Annotated in this window: 13 protein-coding genes and 2 pseudogenes; 8 read left to right on the top strand and 7 right to left on the bottom strand. The window is 72.5% G+C overall.

Annotated features, from left to right (window positions below; genetic code table 11):
- Positions 1–116: 116 nt before the first annotated feature.
- Positions 117–407 (bottom strand): annotated as a pseudogene (locus tag ACH4K4_RS34375) (chlorophyllase); the annotation flags it as partial.
- Between the two features lie 72 nt (positions 408–479).
- On the opposite strand from ACH4K4_RS34375, the gene ACH4K4_RS34370 reads away from it, so the two are divergent.
- A complete protein-coding gene (locus ACH4K4_RS34370; RefSeq protein WP_398173009.1) occupies positions 480–962 on the top strand; it encodes a TetR family transcriptional regulator in 483 nt (160 codons plus the stop codon).
- Positions 963–1065: 103 nt separating this feature from the next.
- On the opposite strand, the gene ACH4K4_RS34365 is transcribed toward ACH4K4_RS34370, so the two are convergent.
- A complete protein-coding gene (locus ACH4K4_RS34365) occupies positions 1066–1572 on the bottom strand; it encodes an RICIN domain-containing protein (protein WP_398173007.1) in 507 nt (168 codons plus the stop codon).
- A gap of 293 nt (positions 1573–1865) precedes the next feature.
- Between ACH4K4_RS34365 and ACH4K4_RS34360 the strand changes: the two genes are divergently transcribed.
- The 3 genes from ACH4K4_RS34360 to fes all read left to right on the top strand — a co-directional run bounded on the left by ACH4K4_RS34360 (position 1866) and on the right by fes (position 6374).
- Entirely contained in the window at positions 1866–2312 is a 447-nt protein-coding gene (locus ACH4K4_RS34360) for an SRPBCC family protein (RefSeq protein ID WP_398173005.1), read from the top strand.
- A 218-nt stretch (positions 2313–2530) separates the two neighbouring features.
- Positions 2531–4924, top strand: coding sequence for an ATP-binding cassette domain-containing protein (locus tag ACH4K4_RS34355; RefSeq protein WP_398173003.1), 2394 nt, complete (start codon positions 2531–2533; stop codon positions 4922–4924).
- 178 nt (positions 4925–5102) lie between these two features.
- Positions 5103–6374 (top strand): enterochelin esterase, encoded by a 1272-nt coding sequence (fes, locus tag ACH4K4_RS34350; RefSeq protein WP_398173001.1) that lies wholly within the window; start codon positions 5103–5105, stop codon positions 6372–6374.
- Between the two features lie 59 nt (positions 6375–6433).
- Here the strand turns inward: fes and ACH4K4_RS34345 are convergent, their stop codons facing one another.
- The 4 genes from ACH4K4_RS34345 to ACH4K4_RS34330 form a co-directional block, all read right to left on the bottom strand.
- Complete coding sequence (locus tag ACH4K4_RS34345; RefSeq protein ID WP_398172999.1) at positions 6434–7522, bottom strand: YncE family protein; 1089 nt, start codon at positions 7520–7522, stop codon at positions 6434–6436.
- Between the two features lie 102 nt (positions 7523–7624).
- A complete protein-coding gene (locus ACH4K4_RS34340) occupies positions 7625–11566 on the bottom strand; it encodes an amino acid adenylation domain-containing protein (protein WP_398172997.1) in 3942 nt (1313 codons plus the stop codon).
- Positions 11563–11793 (bottom strand): phosphopantetheine-binding protein, encoded by a 231-nt coding sequence (locus ACH4K4_RS34335; RefSeq protein WP_398172995.1) that lies wholly within the window; start codon positions 11791–11793, stop codon positions 11563–11565. The genes ACH4K4_RS34340 and ACH4K4_RS34335 overlap by 4 nt, the downstream gene beginning before the upstream one ends.
- Positions 11794–11881: 88 nt before the next feature.
- Positions 11882–12859 carry an ABC transporter substrate-binding protein gene (locus ACH4K4_RS34330; RefSeq protein WP_398172993.1) on the bottom strand — a complete coding sequence of 326 codons (978 nt, stop codon included), beginning with the start codon at positions 12857–12859 and terminating at the stop codon, positions 11882–11884.
- Positions 12860–13001: 142 nt separating this feature from the next.
- On the opposite strand from ACH4K4_RS34330, the gene ACH4K4_RS34325 reads away from it, so the two are divergent.
- From ACH4K4_RS34325 to ACH4K4_RS34310, 4 genes are all read left to right on the top strand, one after another.
- Positions 13002–14090 (top strand): FecCD family ABC transporter permease, encoded by a 1089-nt coding sequence (locus tag ACH4K4_RS34325; protein WP_398172991.1) that lies wholly within the window; start codon positions 13002–13004, stop codon positions 14088–14090.
- Positions 14087–15190 (top strand): FecCD family ABC transporter permease, encoded by a 1104-nt coding sequence (locus tag ACH4K4_RS34320; protein ID WP_398172989.1) that lies wholly within the window; start codon positions 14087–14089, stop codon positions 15188–15190. Before ACH4K4_RS34325 ends, ACH4K4_RS34320 begins: the two co-directional genes overlap by 4 nt.
- A 99-nt stretch (positions 15191–15289) precedes the next feature.
- On the top strand, positions 15290–16243 hold the full coding sequence (locus ACH4K4_RS34315; RefSeq protein WP_398172987.1) for a phosphotriesterase: 954 nt from the start codon (positions 15290–15292) through the stop codon (positions 16241–16243).
- A 317-nt stretch (positions 16244–16560) separates the two neighbouring features.
- Positions 16561–17670: a M20 family metallopeptidase gene (locus ACH4K4_RS34310; protein ID WP_398172985.1), complete on the top strand. Its 1110-nt coding sequence runs from the start codon at positions 16561–16563 to the stop codon at positions 17668–17670.
- Positions 17671–18155: 485 nt separating this feature from the next.
- Here ACH4K4_RS34310 and ACH4K4_RS34305 read toward each other — a convergent pair.
- Positions 18156–18503: pseudogene (locus ACH4K4_RS34305) on the bottom strand (hypothetical protein); the annotation flags it as partial.
- Between the last annotated feature and the right edge of the window lie 186 nt (positions 18504–18689).

Genomic DNA, 18689 nt, shown 5'->3' with positions numbered 1-18689 from the left:
CGACGTGGTCAGGCACCGGACCCGGCGGCACGCGCATCGACCGCGTAGCGGCGGTGATCGCCGCTGCCGACGGTGTCGGCAAGTGCCGGTTACGCGAGAGATGGACGACGGCCGCCTTACTTGGATTCGACGCGTCCGAGCGGGTCGGGGCCGGCCGCCAGCGCGTCGCACGCCGCCTGCCAAGCGGTGTCCACCGGGCAGAACTCGGTACGGGGGTAGGCCCAGGTAAGCCGCTGGACCGCGCACACGCGCCCGGGGTTCTCGTCGGTGGTCTCGGCGACGTCGTATCCGGAGATCCCGCCGAGCCGGTGCCCCGCGTCGAAGAGGGTGAGCAGGGACTTGGGGCCCGGGGAGAGGACGTAGGGGCCGGCATGCCATTGCGGGCCGCGCACCGTCAGGTGGGGAGAGTGGCGAGGGGGGGCGTAGCCGTTCAGCGAGGAGAGGTGGGTTCGACTGGCCCTGGCCGTGCGAGAGGAGAATTGGGACGTACCGACCCGAAGCAAGCGGCCGACGCGCAGCGCAACCAGCAGACGCTGCTCGCCGCCGCGGTGTTCGTCACCTCCGGCGTCGTCGCCGTCTACCGCCACCAGGTCGAGGCCTGCGCCGAGGCCGGTCCGAGACTGCTGGCCGACGCCGGTTCGCCGTTCACGGCGCTGTGCCAGTGGGCCGACCTCTTCGTCGTTTTCCTGGTCACGAAGCACGGACTCGCCAACGCCCTGCAGTCGGACAGTAGCGGTTTCGACGCACTGCACGCCTACTTCCTCGACCGCCTGGTGCCCGTCTGCGGGCAGCTGCCCGACGCCGCGGTCGAGGCCGGCGACAACAGGCCCGGTACGCAGGCCTTCGAGCTGATGCGCGGCATCGGCAACCTCTGCATCGGGCACGACGGCGACTCCCGCTACGACCCCCGCCGACTGGTCGAACTGCTCCTCCAGGGGCTGCGGGAACCGCACCCGTCCTGACGCGTTCCACAAACGAGGGAACGGCCCCCGGGCGGGACCGTTCCCCTGGATTTCGCCGTGCCGGTCAGCGAGTTTCCCTGTGCCGGTCAGCCGCCCGCGCCGGTCACACGCCCGAGCCGGCCGGCGGGTCGATGATCTTCCAGGTCTGCGAGAGGGAGGGCGGCGCGTCGTACATGCGGGTCGGCACGACGTAGACGTTGTTCAGAGCGCCGTGGCCCAACAGCCCGAGCGCATAGTCCTCGTACGCCTTCGAGACGATCGCGTAACTGTCCTCGTGGCCGGGGAAGTCGAGCACCTTGCGGAACTGCCACTTCTGCCGGATGCCCTTGTCGGGCGTCTCCAGGACCGGCAGCGCCCCGGCCTTGGCGGCCGACGCCGCCAGACAGTGGCCGTTCTCGAAGCTCTTGATCAGATGGGTGCCGTCACCGACGGGCTCGATGTACCAGAGGTGCCCCAGCTGGCCCTTGTTGGTCAACAGCGGGTCGAGGTTCCAGGTCTGGATGCCCTGGCCGACGGCGTCGTGGTAGTTGTCCGTCTCCAGGTACGTGCCGGTGACCTCGTGGATCAGCATGAACGGACCGTTGGCCCCCTGCGCGGAGATGTCGGGCATGTGCTCTCGCCTTCTTCGCTCGGACGGATCGACGGTTTTCGGAGGGTGAGTTCGAAGGGTGAGGCCTTGCGCGAGCGGTCGAGCATCCCGGGACCCCCGTGGCCCGTGGGATCCCTGCGATCCGGACCCTAGTGGCCCTGAACGACGGGACTGAGGCCCGTTCGCGCCAATTCGCCGACTCTGCCCCGCCGAGCCTGGACCGTGGCGTGGGTCACGCTCGAAAGCCGTCACAGTCCGCCGTCGCGGGGGGTCTGGATTGGCGTCCGAGAAACGGCCGGAGGAGGACCCCAGCCATGGAAACCATCACGGTCGAACGCGTCATCGGCGCCCCCGTCGACGAGGTGTTCGCCTGGCTCACCACGACCACCAACTACACCCGCTCGCCCCTGGCGCTGCGCTGCCGCCTGACCCGGCGTGGCGAGGCCGCCCCCTACGGCGTCGGCGCGGTGCGCAGTCACCTCTGGCTGATCGGCTGGTTCCGGGAGCGCATCACCCGGTACGACCCGCCGCACGCCACCGAGTACGTCGTCGAGCGCAGCTGGCCGCCGTCCCGGCACGAGCTCGGCCGCATGACGTTCACCGAGACCGACGGCGGCACGCACGTCAGCTGGACCACCCGCGCGGAGGTCCGCATCCCGCTGCTCGGCGCTCCGCTGACCCGGATCGCCATGCGGCCAGTGCTCGACCGCACCTTCGGCGACATCCTCGACACCGCCGCCACCGCTCTCGAACGCACGTGAAACGGGCTCGGTGCCGACCATCGCGTCGAGGGCCCACCGGTGGTGGTAGCGGGTCCCACCACCGGAACCGATCAGGAATGGAGAAGCAACGGCCCGCGGGCCGCTCGTAACGTGATGGCCAGGTGTCACCGCGGCAATCCGCAGCGAGCTGGTTGGATCAGGCCAGGCGACACCGACGGGGACCGCGGCAGCGGCTCCGCCCGACAGATGGAGACACGATGAGCATGGCCAGAAAGACGGACACGCGGTCGCCTGCGCCGCACGTCGCCGACGTCCACGATGTGATCCGCGTGCACGGCGCGCGCGAGAACAACCTCAAGGACATCAGCGTCGAGATCCCCAAGCGCCGGCTGACCGTGTTCACCGGCGTCTCCGGTTCGGGCAAGAGCTCGCTGGTCTTCAACACGATCGCCGCGGAGTCGCAGCGGCTGATCAACGAGACCTACAGCGCCTTCGTGCAGGGCTTCATGCCGACGCTGGGACGGCCCGAGGTCGACGTCCTCGAAGGGCTGACCACCGCGATCACCGTCGACCAGCAGCGGCTGGGTGCCGACCCGCGGTCCACGGTCGGCACCGCCACCGACGCCAACGCGATGCTGCGCATCCTCTTCAGCAGGCTCGCGCAGCCGCACATCGGCCCGCCGAGCGCGTACTCCTTCAACACCGCCTCGGTACGGGCGAGCGGGGCGATCACCGTCGAGCGCGGCAACAAGACCAAGGCGCAGAAGGCGACCTTCTCCCGCACCGGCGGCATGTGTGCGCGCTGCGAGGGCCGGGGCACGGTCTCCGACATCGACCTCACCCAGCTCTACGACGACTCCAAGTCGCTCTCCGAGGGCGCGTTCACCATCCCCGGCTGGAAGTCGGACAGCCAGTGGACCGTGCAGGTCTACGCCCAGTCCGGCTTCGTCGACCCGGATAAGCCGATCCGCAGGTACACCAAGAAGGAACTGCGGGACTTCCTCTACGGGGAGCCGGTCAAGGTCAAGGTCAACGGCGTGAACCTCACCTACGAGGGGCTGATCCCCAAGATCCAGAAGACGTTCCTGGCCAAGGACAAGGAGGCGATGCAGCCGCACATCCGCGCGTTCGTGGAGCGGGCGGTCACCTTCACCACCTGCCCCGAGTGCGACGGAACCCGGCTCAGTGCGGCGGCCAGGTCGTCGCTGATCGGCGGAGTCGGTATCGCCGACGCCTGCGCGATGCAGATCAGCGACCTGGCCGCATGGGTGGGCGGCCTGGGCGAGCCCTCGGTGGCGCCGCTGCTCACGTCGCTGCGGCACACCCTCGACTCGTTCGTGGAGATCGGCCTCGGCTACCTGTCGCTCGACCGGCCGTCGGGCACCCTGTCGGGCGGCGAGGCGCAGCGCGTCAAGATGATCCGCCACCTCGGCTCCTCGCTGACCGACACCACCTACGTCTTCGACGAGCCGACCGTCGGCCTGCACCCCCACGACATCCAGCGGATGAACAACCTGCTGCTCCAGCTGCGGAACAAGGGCAACACGGTGCTCGTGGTGGAGCACAAGCCGGAGACGATCGCGATCGCCGACCACGTCGTCGACCTGGGTCCGGGCGCCGGCACGGAGGGCGGCACCGTCTGTTTCGAAGGCTCCGTCGCGGGGCTGCGGGCCGGCGGCACCCTCACAGGGCGTCACCTCGACGACCGGGCCGCTCTGAAGAAGACGGTGCGCAAGCCCACCGGGGCGCTGGAGATCCGCGGCGCGTCGGCGCACAACCTGCAAGACGTCGATGTCGACATCCCGCTCGGTGTGCTCTGCGTGGTCACCGGCGTGGCGGGCTCCGGCAAGAGCTCGCTGGTGCACGGGTCGGTCCCCGCGGGCGCGGACGTGGTCTCGGTCGACCAGGGAGCCATCAAGGGCTCGCGGCGGAGCAACCCGGCCACGTACACCGGGCTGCTCGACCCGGTCCGCAAGGCGTTCGCCAAGGAGAACGGTGTGAAGCCGGCGCTGTTCAGCGCCAACTCCGAGGGCGCCTGCCCCGTCTGCAACGGTGCCGGCGTCATCTACACCGACCTGGCGATGATGGCCGGTGTCGCCACCACCTGCGAGGAATGCGAGGGGAAGCGGTTCGACGCCTCGGTACTGGAGTACACCCTCGGGGGGCACGACATCAGCGAGGTGCTCGCGATGTCGGTGGCCGAGGCCGAGGAGTTCTTCGGCGCCGGCGCGGCCCGTACCCCGGCCGCGCACAAGATCCTCCAGCGGCTCGACGCCGTCGGCCTCGGCTACCTCAAGCTCGGGCAGCCGCTGACCACCCTGTCGGGAGGCGAGCGGCAGCGGCTCAAGCTGGCCACGCACATGGCCGAGAAGGGCGGTGTCTACGTCCTCGACGAGCCGACCTCCGGTCTCCACCTCGCCGACGTCGAGCAGCTGCTCGGGCTGCTCGACCGGCTCGTCGACTCCGGCAAGTCGGTCATCGTCGTCGAGCACCACCAGGCGGTCATGGCGCATGCCGACTGGATCATCGACCTCGGCCCGGGCGCGGGCCACGACGGCGGCCGGGTGGTGTTCGAGGGCACGCCCGCCGACCTGGTCGCCGCCCGCTCCACCCTCACCGGCGAGCACCTTGCGGCCTACGTCGGCGCCTGACCGGGGCCTTCGCCGTCGGCACCGGCCCGGCTCGCGGCACGTCCACGAGCCGGGCATGCGGACCGCGGAGCGCACGACGATAAGGTAAGCCTTGCCTTGTCTGGCGCTGTCGTGCCGAAGCGGCTGCCGGGCACCGCCGACCGTCCCTCCCGCCCGCACGGACACGGAGACCGCCTCGATGACCGTCACCACCCCGCCTGCCGACACGCCCCGCCACCCACCGCGGATGCCGCGGCCCTCCCCGCTGCCGCGCGTCACCGACGAGCGCGTCGTCCGCCGGGCGGCGGGGATGTCCGGGGCGGAGTTCTGGCAGGCGGCCGAACGGGCGGGCACTCCACTGACCGGCCCGGATCCGCACGGTACGGCGGACCACGTTCTCGTCACGTTCCTGTGGCGCGGCTCCCCCGCCACCCGCGCGGTCCTGGTGTCGCCCAACAAGCTCGCCGATCCGCGCGACCCTGCCGCCAACCTCATGGACCGCGTCCCCGGCACGGACGTGTGGCACTGGTCGGTACGGATGCGCCGGGACTGGCACGCCACGTACACGCTGTGTGTGGACGAGGGTGACGGTCCCGCCTCTGACGACGCCGGGTACTGGCCGTGGCTGCGCAAGCAGCAGCGCACCGACCCGCTCAACCTGCGGACTCTCGTGAGCCGTTGGGGTGGCGCACCGGTCTCCTGTGCCGTGCTGCCCGGCGCGCCGCGCGGCGAGGAATGGCGGGAGCGGCCCGGCGTGCCCCGCGGCACGGTCTCCGTCCACACCGTCCGCAGCGCCCTGCTCGGCAACGCGCGCCGCGTGTGGCGGTACGTGCCCCCGCGCGGCACGGAAGCGGGCGCGGAGCTGCCCGTCCTCGTCCTCCTGGACGGGGAGATGTGGCAGCCGGGGCTCGGCGTGGCCACCCTGTTGGACAACCTCATCGCGGACGGCCGGATTCCGCCGCTGGTCGCGCTGCTGCCGGAGTCCCTGGGCGCGGAGACCCGCTGGGCGGAGATGACCTGCGATCCGCGGTTCGCCGGTTTCCTCGCGGACGAGCTGCTGCCCTGGGCGGCTGCCGACCTGCCGCTGACCACCGACCCGGCCCGTACCGTCGTGGCGGGCCAGAGCCTGGGCGGCCTGACCGCCGCGTACACCGCGGTGACCGCGCCCGGCCGGTTCGGCTGCGTCCTGGCGCAGTCCGGCTCGTTCTGGTGGCCGAACGGCCCCGGCGCCCAGTGGCTGACCGGGCGGATCGCGGCGTCCCCGCGGCTCCCGGTGCGGTTCCGGCTGTCGGCGGGCGAGCAGGAGTGGGTGGCGCTGCCCGCGAACCGCCGGCTGCGCGACACCCTGGCGGCCAAGGGGTACGAGGACGCGGTCTACCGCGAGTACAACGGCGGCCACGACTACTTGTGCTGGCGTACGGAGCTGGCCGACGGGCTGTGCGGCCTGCTCGGCCCGGGGGCGGCCGGCTGACACGCCGCAGGGCCCGGCCGCGTTCCGGCGGTCGGGCCCTGCGGGGCTTCCGGCGGGCCTCAGTGGGCGCGCGTGAGGCTGATGCGGTGCACCGAGTCGATCCGGTCGGCGCCGGCCGCGGACTTGTCCACGACGTAGGCGGTGCCGCGGCGGACGGTGACGTGGTTCGGGTTGGGGCCGGTGGCCAGGTCGGCCAGTACGGTGCCCCGCTTCGGGTCCACGACGGTCGTGGTGCCGCTGCCCCGGTTGGCGACGAAGACCCGGCCGGTGCGGTGGTCGGCGGCGACGGACACCGCGCCGGCGCCGGTGGTGACGGTCCGGGTGACGGTGCCCTTGCGCAGGTCGACGACCGAGAGGGTGCCCGCGGCCTGGTTGGCCGTGTAGGCGGTGCGGCCGTCGGCGGACAGCTCGATGCCGATGGGCGCGTCGCCGGTGGGGATGAAGCGCGGCTCGGCCTTGTACGGGCTGACCGCGATGATCCGGTCGTTGGTCAGGTCGGTGGCGTAGGCGGTGCCGGTGTGCGTGTCGACGGCGAGCCCCGCGGTGCCCGCGCCCTCCACCTTGACCCGCTTCTTCTCCTTGAAGGTACGGGTGTCGAACGCGACGACGGAGCCGTCGCCGAAGCCGCTGGCCCACGCGAGGTCGTGGCGCTTGTCGACGACGATCTCGCGGGCGTGGGCGACGCCGGGCAGGGTGGCGAGGTGCTTGCCGGTGCGCTGGTTGTAGACGGCCACCGAGTTGTTGCGGGTGTTGGTGGTCCACACGGTGTCGTGCTCGTCGTCCACGGCCACGCCGTACACCGCCTCGACCGCGCCGGTCGCCTGGTCGGTGACCGGCGGGGTGTAGGCGGCCTTGGTCTTGAGCGTCTTCGGATCGACCTTCAGCAGTCTGGACTGGGTGACCGGCGGCCGGCCGACGGCCGTCGTCGTCCACAGGACGTGGTGGCGCTCGGAGTAGGCCGACTGGTAGAGCCCGGTGGCCAGTTGAGCGGTGTCCACCCGGTACGAAGCCTGGTGCGCGGGCCGGTCGTGGGCGACGGCGGTGCCGCTCACCGCCAGGACGCTGCCCGCGGCGACGGCGAGGGCCGTGGCGTGGCGGACGAGGCGGCGGGTGGTGGTGCGGGACTTCGGCGTCTTGGGGGCGCTCATGGTCTGGACTCCTCCTGAAGAGGCAGGCGAGGGAGGGAAGTCGGAGGAGGATCCCCCGACGCGATCAAAGGTTAGCTTAGCCTTACCTAAGTTGCACTTCCTTCAGGCGTCCAGCTCGGCCAGCCGCGCCGCGACCACCGCCGCGATCCCGTCCATCCAGCGCGGCTGCGTCATCTGCGGGTGCAGGCAGTCCACGTCGTGGTTGACCAGTTCGCCCTTCACGTACGGTGTCCACGCGTCCCGGGTCAGCCAGTCCTCGGCACGCGGCGCCGCGGCGGTGAAGAACAGCGCGTCGCCGGTGAACACCCGGTGCCGGTGCTCCCGCATGAGGCGGGCGTTGTTGACGACGATGTCGACGACGGCGGACAGCGCCCGGTCGGACAGCCCGGCCAGCGCGCTCCCCTCACGGCGCAGCGTCTCCAGGACGTCTTCGCGGGTCAGCTCGTCCGTGCGCTCGAACCCCGCCATCCGCAGCAGCGCGGTCAGCGCGTCGGTCTCCTTGGGAACAGCCTGGTCGCGCCACTGGTCGGAGGGGTAGGCGTCCAGTAGGGCGAGCAATTCGACCTCCTCGCCCGCCTCTTGGAGGCGCACCGCCACGGTGTGGGCGAGGACGCCGCCCACGGACCAGCCGAGCAGCCGGTAGGGGCCGTGCGGCCGCACGGTGCGCAACTGCCGTACGTAGTCGGCGGCCATCTCCTCCATCGTCGCCGGGAGCGGTTCGTCGCGGGCCAGGCCGCGGGCCTGGAGGCCGTACACCGGTTGCGCGGGGTCGAGCCGGGCGAGCAGACCGGAGTAGCACCAGCTGATGCCGCCCGCCGGGTGCAGGACGAACAGCGGTACGCGGTCGCCGGCCGGGCGCAGCGGCAGCAGGACGTCCAGCGCGTCGCCGCCGGTGCCGTCACCGTCCAGGCGGGCGGCGAGCGCGGCCGGGGTGCGGTCCTGGAAGAGCGCGCCGATGGCCAGGTCGGCGCCGAGCGTGTCGCGGACCCTCGCCATCAGGCGGGCCGCCAGCAGGGAGGTGCCGCCCAGGTCGAAGAACGCGTCGTCCACCCCGACCCGGGGCAGGCCCAGCACCTCGGCGAACAGCCGGGTCAGCGTCTCCTCCCGGTGGGTGCGCGGCGCGCGCCCGTGCCCCGCTTCGAAGGAGGGCGCCGGGAGCTGTTTGCGGTCCAGCTTGCCGTTGGGGCTGAGCGGGAACTCCGCCAGCACGACCACGCTGTTGGGCACCATGTGCTCCGGCAGCGTGCGGGCGAGCGCTTCGCGCAGGTCCTCCGGGTCGGGCCCGGTGGCGCCGTCGTGGCTCTCGTACGTGACGTAGCCGATCAGCCGCTGGTCGCCGGGCCGGTCCTCGCGCACCAGCGCGCAGGCCGCGCCGACGGCGGGGTGGGCGGCGAGCGCCTCCTCGATCTCGCCGAGTTCGACGCGCTGGCCGCGCAGTTTGACCTGGTGGTCGGTGCGTCCGAGGTAGAGCAGTTCGCCGTGGTCGGTCCAGCGGGCCAGGTCGCCGGTGCGGTACATGCGGCTGCCGGCGGGTCCGTAGGGGTCGGCCACGAAGCGGGTCGCCGTCAGTCCGGGCCGGCCCAGGTAGCCGTCGGCGAGCTGGGTTCCGGCGAGGTACAGCTCGCCGGGGACGCCGGGCGGGCACGGGCGCAGGGCCGCGTCCAGGACGTACAGGCGGGTGTTCCAGACGGGTGCCCCGATGGGCACCGGTCCCTCGCCGTCGGGCGCGCAGGCGTGGTACGTCACGTCGACGGCCGCCTCGGTGGGGCCGTACAGGTTGTGCAGTTCCACACCGGGCAGCGCACGCGCGAAGTCCCGGGCCGCCTCACGCGGCAGTGCTTCGCCGCTGCAGAACACCCGGCGCAGTCCCGTACAGGTCGCCGCGTCCGGTTCGGCAAGGAACACCTGGAGCATGGACGGTACGAAGTGGCAGGTGGTGACGGCCTGTTCGCGGATGACGCGGGTCAGGTAGGCGGGGTCCCGGTGACCCCCGGCCTCGGCCACCACCAGCGTGGCGCCCTGGCGCAGCGGCCAGAAGAACTCCCACACGGACACGTCGAAGCCGGAGGGTGTCTTCTGGAGCACCCGGTCCCCCGGTTCCAGGCCGTACTGCCCCTGCATCCAGCGCAGCCGGTTGTCGATGGCCCGATGGCTGACCACGACACCCTTGGGGCGTCCGGTGGAGCCGGAGGTGTAGATGACGTACGCGGGGTGGTCCGGGGTGAGCGGGCGGGGCGGGACGGTGCCGGGGTGGGCGTCCAGGGCGAGGCCGTCCAGGACGACCACCGGCATCCGCCCGTCGCCGGGCACGCGGTCGCCCCGGTCGGTGACCACACACACGGGCCGGGCGTCGTCGAGCATGTACGCGAGCCGGTCGGCGGGGTAGTCGGGGTCCAGCGGCAGGTAGGCGCCGCCCGCCTTGAGGACGGCCAGCAGCGTGAGGACCAGGTCGGCCGAGCGCTGTACGGCCACGGCGGCCAGTGTGCCGGGCCGTACGCCGAGGGTGGCCAGGTGGCGGGCCAGCCGGTTGGCGCGGGCGTCGAGTTCGGCGTACGTCCACGTGGTGTCGCCGAAGACCAGCGCGGTGGCGCCGGGGGTGCGGACGGCCTGGGCCTCGATGGGGCCGATGAGGGTGGTGGGCGGCAGGGTGCGGGCCGTGGCGTTGAACGTCTCCAGGACCAGGGCCCGTTCGGCCGCCGTGGCCATGTCGTGTGCGCCCAGGGGGCCGTGCGGGTCGGCGTGCGCCAGCCGGGAGAGCAGGTCGAGGAACCGCTCCTGGTGGCGGCCGAGGTCCGCCTCTTCGTACAGCGCGGGGTTGGCGTCGTAGTCGATGCGCAGGCCGCTGCCGTCGGCGCGGTCGTAGACGTTGACGGTCAGCTCGTCGACGGGGCCGGTGGACAGGTTGTGCGCGGTGGCCCGGGCGCCCGCGAAGTCGAGCCCGTAGTCGAAGGGCATGACGTTGACCAGCGGACCGACCAGGGCCCGGTCGGCGCCGAGCAGTCCGAGGTCGCGGCGGATGTCCTCGTACCGGTAGCGCTGGTGACGGCGGGCCGACCGGATGCCGAGGACGACTTGGCGGACCAGTTCGGCGAAGGTGGCGTGCGCGCCGGCGGTCAGCCGCAGCGGCAGGACGTTCATCACCATGCCGGGGACGCGCAGCGCCACCGAGCCCAGGCGGCCCATCATCGGCACCCCGAGGACGACCTCCTCGGCGCCGGTGGCCCGGGACAGGTACAGCGCCTGGGCGGCGAGCAGCACGTCGGGCCAGGTGGCGCGGACCGAGGAGGCCAGTTCCTTGAGCCGTTCGGTGGCCCGGGGGCCCAGGTACGCGGTGCGGCGCAGGTGGGTGCGGGAGGGCAGGGCGGTGCGCCCGGCCAGGTTGACGGCCCCGGGCCGGTCCGCGAACGCCTCGTTCCAGTGCCGCCGGTCGGCCTCGTACGTGTCCGAGGCGCGGTACACGGCGTCGTCGGCGACCAGGTCGGCCAGCCGCCCGAAGGTGGCGGGCCCTACGGGTTCGCCGGCCGCGAGCGCCGAGTAGACCTCGGCGGTGCGGCGGGCCAGCAGCGAGAAGCCGAAGCCGTCCATGACGACGTGGTGGACGCGCTGGTACCACAACCAGCGGGTGCCACCGACGCGGAACAGCGCGTGCGCGAACAGCGGCCCGGCGGCCAGGTCGAACGGTTCGGCCAGGTCGGCGCGCATCCAGGCGCGCGCCGCGCCGTCGGGATCGGACTCCGCGCGGAGGTCCGCCAGGTGGAGCGGCAGCGGTGCCGGGCCGGTGGTCAGGGGAAGCTGGCGGGGGCCTTCGGGCGTCTCGACGATGCGGACCCGCAACGCGTCGGCCTCGGCGACCACCTGGTGCAGCGCGTCGGAGAACAGCGCCGGGTCCACCGGCCCGTGGATCTCCAGGTACTCCGCGGTGTTCTGCGCGGGGCTCGCCGGGTCCAGGGCCTGCGCGTACCACAGGCCGCTCTGCGCGGCGGTCAGCGGCAGCCCCTCGGCGGTGCGGCGGCCGTCCGTACCGGCGTCGAGGAGCGCCGTCACGAGGCCACGCCCAGGATGCGGGCCCAGGCCTCGATGGCGGGCTGTTCGGCGAGGTCCACGAACCCGGCCCGGGTGCCGTGGTCGCGCCGCCAGCGTTCCAGGAGCGCCATGATGCGGACCGAGTCCATGCCGTAGTCGATGAGGTTCTCGTCGACGGGGACGTCGGCCGGGTCTTCGCCCAGTACGTCGGCGACGTCCGCGCGCAGGTCGTCGATGGTCAGTGCCATGGCAGGTGGTTCTCCTTGAGCGGGTGGCCGGTGGGGCCGGCCGGGAAGGGGCCGTACGTCGGCGGACGGCGGGTGGCGGCGCCGCCGGTTACCTGGCGGCCATGGCCTTCTGGATGTCGTTCAGCACGGACTCGGCGGCCAGGCCGCCGCCGAGGCTGGTCCACTTGGAACCGTCGACCTCGGTGGCGTGGCCTTCGCTGACGGCGCCGAGCTCGCGGTAGGCGGGCTTGGTCTTCAGCTCCGCGAACAGGTCGGCGTCCTTGCCCTTGGCGGCGAGGGTGCCGATGAACAGCCAGTCGCCGTCGATCTGCTTGATGTCCTCGTCGCTGATGGGGGTGGAGTGCCCCTGGCCGCGCTCGTTCTGGACGCCGGGCCGCTTGAAGCCGATGTCCTTGAGGACGTCGCTGATGAACACGCCCTGCTGCATCACGGCGGTGCCCTTGGCGGAGTAGCGGGCGACGGAGACGGTGGCGCCGGCCCGCGTGCCCAGCTTCTTCTTCAGGTCGGCGACCTTGGCGTCGTAGCCGGCGAGGAAGTCCTTGGCCTCGTTCTGCTTGCCGAGGACCCGCCCGGTGAGGTCGAGCGCCTTCTTCCAGTCCTTGTCCTTGCCGATGGTGACGACGGTCGGCGCGATGGCCTTGAGCTGCTGGAGGACCTTCTGGTCGGCGAGTTGCCCGGCGAGGATGACGTCCGGCTTGGCGCGCAGCACCTTCTCGATGTCGGGGCCGGTGACGGCACCGACGACCGGTATGTTCCCGGCGCGGTCGGCGAGGTACCCGGGGGCGCCCTTCTGGCCGCGGCCCGCGGTGAGGCCGATCGGCTTGACCCCGAGGGCCAGCGCGGAGTCGAGGTCCATCTCGCTGAGCGCGACCACCTTGGCGGGCTTGGCGGGGACGTCGACCTTGGTGCCGGTGGCGTCGGTGACGGCGACCTTGCCGTCGCCGGCGCTCTTCGCCTTCCCGGAGCCGGACCCGTCCCCTCCGCAGGCGGTGAGGGCCAGCGCCAGAGCGGTGGTGACGGCGGCCGCCGCGGCCAGGCGGACGCGCGGCAGGGGGTGCGTGGACATGTCTGTGGTCTCCGAGTGGTGAAGTCCGGCGCCGGGGCGGCGTGTGACGGAACAGGTGTTTCAGGGCATGCCGGGAAGACCCGGGTCTCCGGGCCCGTCAGGCGACGAAAGCCCCGGTCAGGCCTTAGGTTAGGCTAACCTTATGTTGGTTGCGCAAGAGGCCGGGGCCCCCGTGGGCGACACCCAGCCCCCTCCGTCACGGGCGTCCGGTCACCGCCGGCGCATCCTGACAGCCGCGGTCACCCTGACCGCCCTCCTGGCCGTCCTGGTGCTGCTGTCCCTGCTCATCGGCACCGGATCCAGCCCCGTCGCGCGCGCCTGGGACTTCCTCACGGGCGAACCGACCGCCCGCGCCGACGCCCAACTGCGGCTCGCCGTCCTGGACGTACGGCTGCCGCGTACCCTCGCCGCCGTCCTGGTCGGCGTCTCCCTCGGCGCCGCCGGCTGCCTCCTCCAGGCCGTCACCCGCAACCCTTTGGCCGAAACCGGACTGCTCGGCGTGAACTCCGGCGCCGCGCTCGGCGTCGTCATCGGCCTCACCTACTTCGGGGCGGAGTCCTCCTACGCCCTGCTGGGCTGGGCGCTCGCCGGGGGCATGACCGCCAGCGCGGTGGTCCTGCTCCTGGCCGCCTCGGGCCGGGCCGCGGCGTCGCCGCTGCGGCTGGTGCTGGCCGGCTCCGCGCTCGGCGCCACCTTCCACGGCATGACCTCCTACGTCCTGCTCAGCACCCAGTCCACCTTCGACACCTTCCGCTACTGGACCATCGGTTCCCTCGCGGGCGTCAAGACCTCGGACACCTACCCGCTGATCCCGCTCGTCGTGACCGGCCTGCTGGTCGCCTTCGGCGCCGCCCGCCCGCTGGCCGCCCTGGCCCTCGGCGACGACAGCGCGCGGTCGTTGGGGCACCGCCCCGGCCGGGTACGCGTCGTCGTCGCCGGGGCGGTGACACTGCTGGCCGGTTCCGCCGTGGCGATCGCCGGCCCCATCGCCTTCCTCGGCCTGCTGGCCCCGCACGCCGCCCGCGCCGTCACCGGACCGCGCGTCGCCGCGCAGCTCGCCCTCTCCGCACTGATCGCCGCCGACGTGATGATCGCGGCCGACGTCTTCGCCCGCGTCGCCATCCGCCCCTGGGAGACCCCCGTGAGCGTGCTCCTCGCCTTCGTCGGCGGACCGTTGCTGATCTGGATCGCCCGCTCCCGGCGGATGTCCACGGCGGGAGGCACGGCATGACGGAGCCGACGACCGCCGGCCGGACGCCCTCCCGGCGCCCGGCTGCCGCCGCCCCCGACGTGACGCCGCCCGACAGCCTCGTCGTACGGACCGGTGCCTTCTCCTGGCTCTTCCCCCGCCGGGGCTCGCTGGTCGCCGCCGCGCTCGGGGCGCTGATCCTGGTCCTCGTGGCGCTGGGCACGTTCGCCAGCTCCACTGGCATGAGCTTCTCCGAGACGCTCTCGGGCCTGTTCGGTACGGGCGACTCCGCGACGGTGATGCTGGTCCAGGACTTCCGGCTGCCGCGGATCGCCGTCGGCGTCATGGTCGGCGCCGCGCTGGGCATCGCCGGCTGCCTCACCCAGACACTCGCCGGCAACCGGCTTGCCACCCCCGACGTCATCGGCGTCAACGAGGGCGCCACGGCGGCCGTCGTCGCCTCCGTCGTCGGCTCGTCCACGGGCATGATCGGCGAATGGTGGCTGGGCCCGGTCGGCGCGGTGCTGGCCGCCGCGCTCGTCGTCCTGTGCGCGGGCGGCGCAGGCCACCGGGGCCACCGCGTCCTCGTCGTCGGCATCGGCGTCTCGACCGTCGTCGGGGCCGTCACCGACCTCGTGATGTCCCGCCAGAACGACAACACCGCCGGCGGCGTCTTCCTCTGGACGGTCGGCAGCCTCAGCGGGCGCGACTGGTCGGTGGGCACGCCGCTGCTGGTGGTCCTGCTCGTCCTGCTCCCGTTCGCCCTGGCCGCCGGGAACCGGCTGCAACTGCTGCGCTTCGACGACGACACCGCCGCCGGACTCGGCGTACCCGTCCGCCGGGTCCGCGCCCTCGCCTTGGCGCTCGCCGTGCTGCTCTCCGGCGTGGCCGCGGGCATCGGCGGTCCCATCGCCTTCGTCGCGCTGGCCGCTCCCGTGCTAGCCGACCGGCTCGGCGGCCGCTCGCGCGTACCGGTGCTGGCCTCCGGCCTGGTGGGCGGCGTCCTGATCGCCGGTGCCGACGCGCTGGGCCGGGTGATCGCGCCCGTCGAGATTCCCGTCGGCGTGGTCACCAGCGTGCTCGGCGGCCCCTTCCTCCTGTGGGTGCTCTTCCGCCCGGACCGGGGACCCGGGCGGCCCTGAGGAGCCAGGCGGGCGTCTCGAAGCCCCGGGCACGGGCGCGGCGCGCAGCTGCCGCCGCTGACCGGGCCCACCATGGCTCCCACGCGACGAGGAGAGACCATGAGCACGATTCCCACGGCGGCCGGTGACATCGACTCCGCCCGACTCGGAAAGACACTCGTGCACGAGCACGTATTCGTCCTCGGGGAGGAATACCGGATCAATTACGACCGGGAATGGGACGAGGCGGAAAAGGTCGACCAGGCGGTCGCCGACCTCAACGGGCTCAAGGCCCTGGGCATCGACTCGATCATGGACCCGACCGTGCTCGGACTCGGCCGCTGCATCCCGCGCATCCAAAACGTGGCACGGCGCACGGACCTCAACATCATCGTCGCCACCGGGCTGTACACGTGGAACGACATGCCGCAGCAGTTCGCCTACCGCGGCCCCGGCGAGACCTTCGACCGGCCCGAGCCCCTGACCGAACTGTTCGTCCGGGACATCACCGAAGGCATCGCCGGCACCGGAGTACGCGCGGCCTTCCTCAAGTGCGCCATCGACGAGCCGGGACTGACCCACGGCGTGGAGCGGACCATGCGCGCGGTGGCACGGGCCGGTGTCGAGACGGGCGCACCGGTCACCGTGCACACCCACGCCGCTTCCCGGTCCGGCCTGGTGGCCCAGCGGCTCCTGACGGAAGAGGGCGTGGACCCGGCGAAAATCATCGTCGGCCACTCGGGGGACTCGACCGACCTGGAATACCTCACCGAACTCGCCGACAACGGCTCGCTGCTGGGCATGGACCGGTTCGGTGCCGACGTCTTCCTGCCGTTCGGGCCGCGGGTCGCCACCGTGGTGGAACTCGTCCGCCGTGGCTACGCGGAAAGCCTGGTGCTCTCGCACGACGCCTCGTGCTACATCGATTTCTTCGACGACCCGAAGGACATGGGAGCGAACTGGAACCACCGGCACATCAGCGAAGACGTCCTCCCGGCGCTGCGCGCGGCGGGTGTCGGCGAGGACGAGATCGACACGATGCTGGTGGAAAACCCCCGCCGCCACTTCGAGTGAACCGATCAGCGGCCGACGGACCGCATGGAACGGTATGCGCCAGGCGGCTTGGGCTGCCGCTGCCGAAGGACTTCGTACGCGATCGCTCCGGCGGCCATTCCGCCGCGGGGAGGTGGAAAATGACGCATACGGTTCTGCGGGCCGCCGGCCGACCGCCTGACGGACTGGTCGGTGCGTTCTTGTTCGACGCGTTCCCGGACAGCCCCGAGGACCCCACCGCACCCGGCGGGACGCCCAACCCACGGCGTCTGACGCCACCCGGCCGGCCCGGAGACAGGCGCGCGCTCCGTGTCTCCCGTGCTCCGTATCCTTCGGGCATGAGGATGCACAAGAGTGCCGGTGTGAGTGTCGACGCGATGCTTGAGGACTTGCGGACGCTCGTCGAGGTCGAGTCCCCGTCGCGTGATCTGAAGGCCCTGAACGCTTCGGCCAGGGCTGTGGCGGCGGTCGTCGAGAGCCGGTTGGGCGGGCAGGCCACCCTGGTGGAGAGCGCGGCCGGGCCGCACGTGCACTGGTCGGGCGGCGGCGAGCCCCGGGTGCTGGTCCTCGGCCACCACGACACGGTGTTCCCGTTGGGCACGCTGGAGCGGCGTCCGTTCCGGGTGGCGGACGGGCGTGCGACAGGCCCCGGGGTCTTCGACATGCTCGGTGGTCTGGTGCAGGCCGTGCACGGCCTGGCGGCGTTGGACGACCTGTCGGGTGTGGAGGTCCTGGTGACCGCCGACGAGGAGGTCGGTTCGGCTTCCTCGCGGGCTCTGATCGAGGAGCGGGCCCGGGCCTGCGGCGCCGTGCTGGTGTTCGAAGGCGCGGCCGACGGCGGAGGCTTGAAGACGGGGCGCAAGGGGTGCGGCAGCTTTCAGGTGCACATCAAGGGCCGGGCGTCGCACGCGGGACTGGAACCGGCCGCCGGGGTGAACGCGTTGGTCGAGGCCGCGCACCAGGTGCTGGCCGTCGCCGCGCTGAGCCGACCGGAGGCCGGGACGACGGTGACGCCCACGGTGGCATCGGCGGGGACCTCGGACAACGTGGTCCCGGCGGAGGCGACGGTGCACGTCGACGTCCGCGTCGAGTCGGCCGGGGAGAAGGAGCGGGTCGAGGCGGGATTCGCGGCGCTGGTCCCGCACGTGGAGGGGGCGGAGATCGAGGTCCGGGGGTCCGTGGGCCGGCCGCCGATGCCGGAGTCGGCGTCGGCGGAGTTGTTCGCGATGGCACGGCGGTTGCTGCCGGGGATCGAGGGCAAGGCGGTCGGCGGCGGCAGCGACGGCAATTTCACGGCGGCGTTGGGGGTGCCGACGCTCGACGGCCTCGGGGCGGTCGGCGGCGGCGCGCACGCCGACCACGAGTACGTGGTGGTCGACGCCATGGCGGAGCGGGCGCACCTGGTCACCGGACTGGTGAACGCGATCCGGGACGCCCGGGGCGTGTGAGGCGACGGCAAGCGCCTGCACGGAGCGCGGCCGGGCGTCCGCCGCCGACCGGGTGGCCGACCCGCGCCGGCCACCCGTCGAGCCACACCACCTGCCGGCCACCCGGGGACCAGCCAGAAGACGTGCGTGCCGTTGATCGCGGTCTGCCCGACGCCCGCGGGGGTTCCGAGCTGTCCCATCTCCGTCCGCTTTCCCGTCTGCACGTCGTACACCTCGACCCCGTAGGTGCGGGCCGAGCCGGTGCCGCGGATCGTGCCGTACGCGATCCTGCCCCGGCTGATGGACGGGTATCCGGTGCGCAGGTCGTGCTCGTCGTGCACGTCCACCACGGTCGGAGCGCTGAGCCTGACCCTGGCTTGTTCCGGCACAGCGACTCCCCCAGCAGCCCGGAGTCGGGGCTGTCCGTCGGAGAGCGTACGGTACTCGGCGTCGTCGGCCCCGTAGACCATCTTGGCGCCGTTCCAGCAGGCGTTGGTGTACGGCTGCCCGAACTGCGTCACGGCCACCAGCGAGTTGACGGCCATGCCCCGGCCGTCCAGGCTGTCGCGGCCGTGCCGCTGCTTGTAGTAGTCGTAAACGTGGACAGCGTGTTCTTGCTGCTGTTCGCCATGCGGGTGTGGTCGCGCAGCACGTAGGCCGTGCGCGACTCGTCGTACGCCACGGGGAGCTCGACGGCCTTCCCGTCGTACTTGACGCCGGAGCCCTTGACCCCGGTTCCTCGGCCGTGCGGCGGCCGGCGCCTCGTCCACCTCGGGCTCCACGCCGGCCGTCAGCCCGGTGAAGTACTTGCCCGAAGTCCCGGTGACGACGCGGTCGCCGCCCTTGCGTTCCATCCGCACCACATACTGCCCGCCCAGGACGTCCACGCCCCGGGCACCACCTCGCCGGGGCCGACCGGCGGCCCGGCGGGCACCGCGCCGGCGGGCACCGCCGCAACCACGAGTGCGGCGACGCCGGTCAGCGCCACCGCACCGGCGATCCCCCGCCATGTGCCGGCCGCTTCCCGCATGGTGAAACCG

The sequence above is a fragment of the Streptomyces sp. NPDC017529 genome, assembly GCF_044329785.1.
In the GTDB taxonomy this organism is placed as follows: domain Bacteria; phylum Actinomycetota; class Actinomycetes; order Streptomycetales; family Streptomycetaceae; genus Streptomyces.
This window is presented reverse-complemented; position numbering and strand designations above follow the sequence as displayed.

Bases quoted from the DNA above. Each gene is read 5' to 3' on its own strand.
- ACH4K4_RS34365 (WP_398173007.1), bottom strand. From the start codon at position 1,572: ATGCCCGACATCTCCGCGCAGGGGGCCAACGGTCCGTTCATGCTGATC.
- ACH4K4_RS34360 (WP_398173005.1), top strand. From the start codon at position 1,866: ATGGAAACCATCACGGTCGAACGCGTCATCGGCGCCCCCGTCGACGAG.
- ACH4K4_RS34355 (WP_398173003.1), top strand. From the start codon at position 2,531: ATGAGCATGGCCAGAAAGACGGACACGCGGTCGCCTGCGCCGCACGTC.
- fes (WP_398173001.1), top strand. From the start codon at position 5,103: ATGACCGTCACCACCCCGCCTGCCGACACGCCCCGCCACCCACCGCGG.
- ACH4K4_RS34345 (WP_398172999.1), bottom strand. From the start codon at position 7,522: ATGAGCGCCCCCAAGACGCCGAAGTCCCGCACCACCACCCGCCGCCTC.
- ACH4K4_RS34335 (WP_398172995.1), bottom strand. From the start codon at position 11,793: ATGGCACTGACCATCGACGACCTGCGCGCGGACGTCGCCGACGTACTG.
- ACH4K4_RS34330 (WP_398172993.1), bottom strand. From the start codon at position 12,859: ATGTCCACGCACCCCCTGCCGCGCGTCCGCCTGGCCGCGGCGGCCGCC.
- ACH4K4_RS34325 (WP_398172991.1), top strand. From the start codon at position 13,002: ATGTTGGTTGCGCAAGAGGCCGGGGCCCCCGTGGGCGACACCCAGCCC.
- ACH4K4_RS34320 (WP_398172989.1), top strand. From the start codon at position 14,087: ATGACGGAGCCGACGACCGCCGGCCGGACGCCCTCCCGGCGCCCGGCT.
- ACH4K4_RS34315 (WP_398172987.1), top strand. From the start codon at position 15,290: ATGAGCACGATTCCCACGGCGGCCGGTGACATCGACTCCGCCCGACTC.
- ACH4K4_RS34310 (WP_398172985.1), top strand. From the start codon at position 16,561: ATGAGGATGCACAAGAGTGCCGGTGTGAGTGTCGACGCGATGCTTGAG.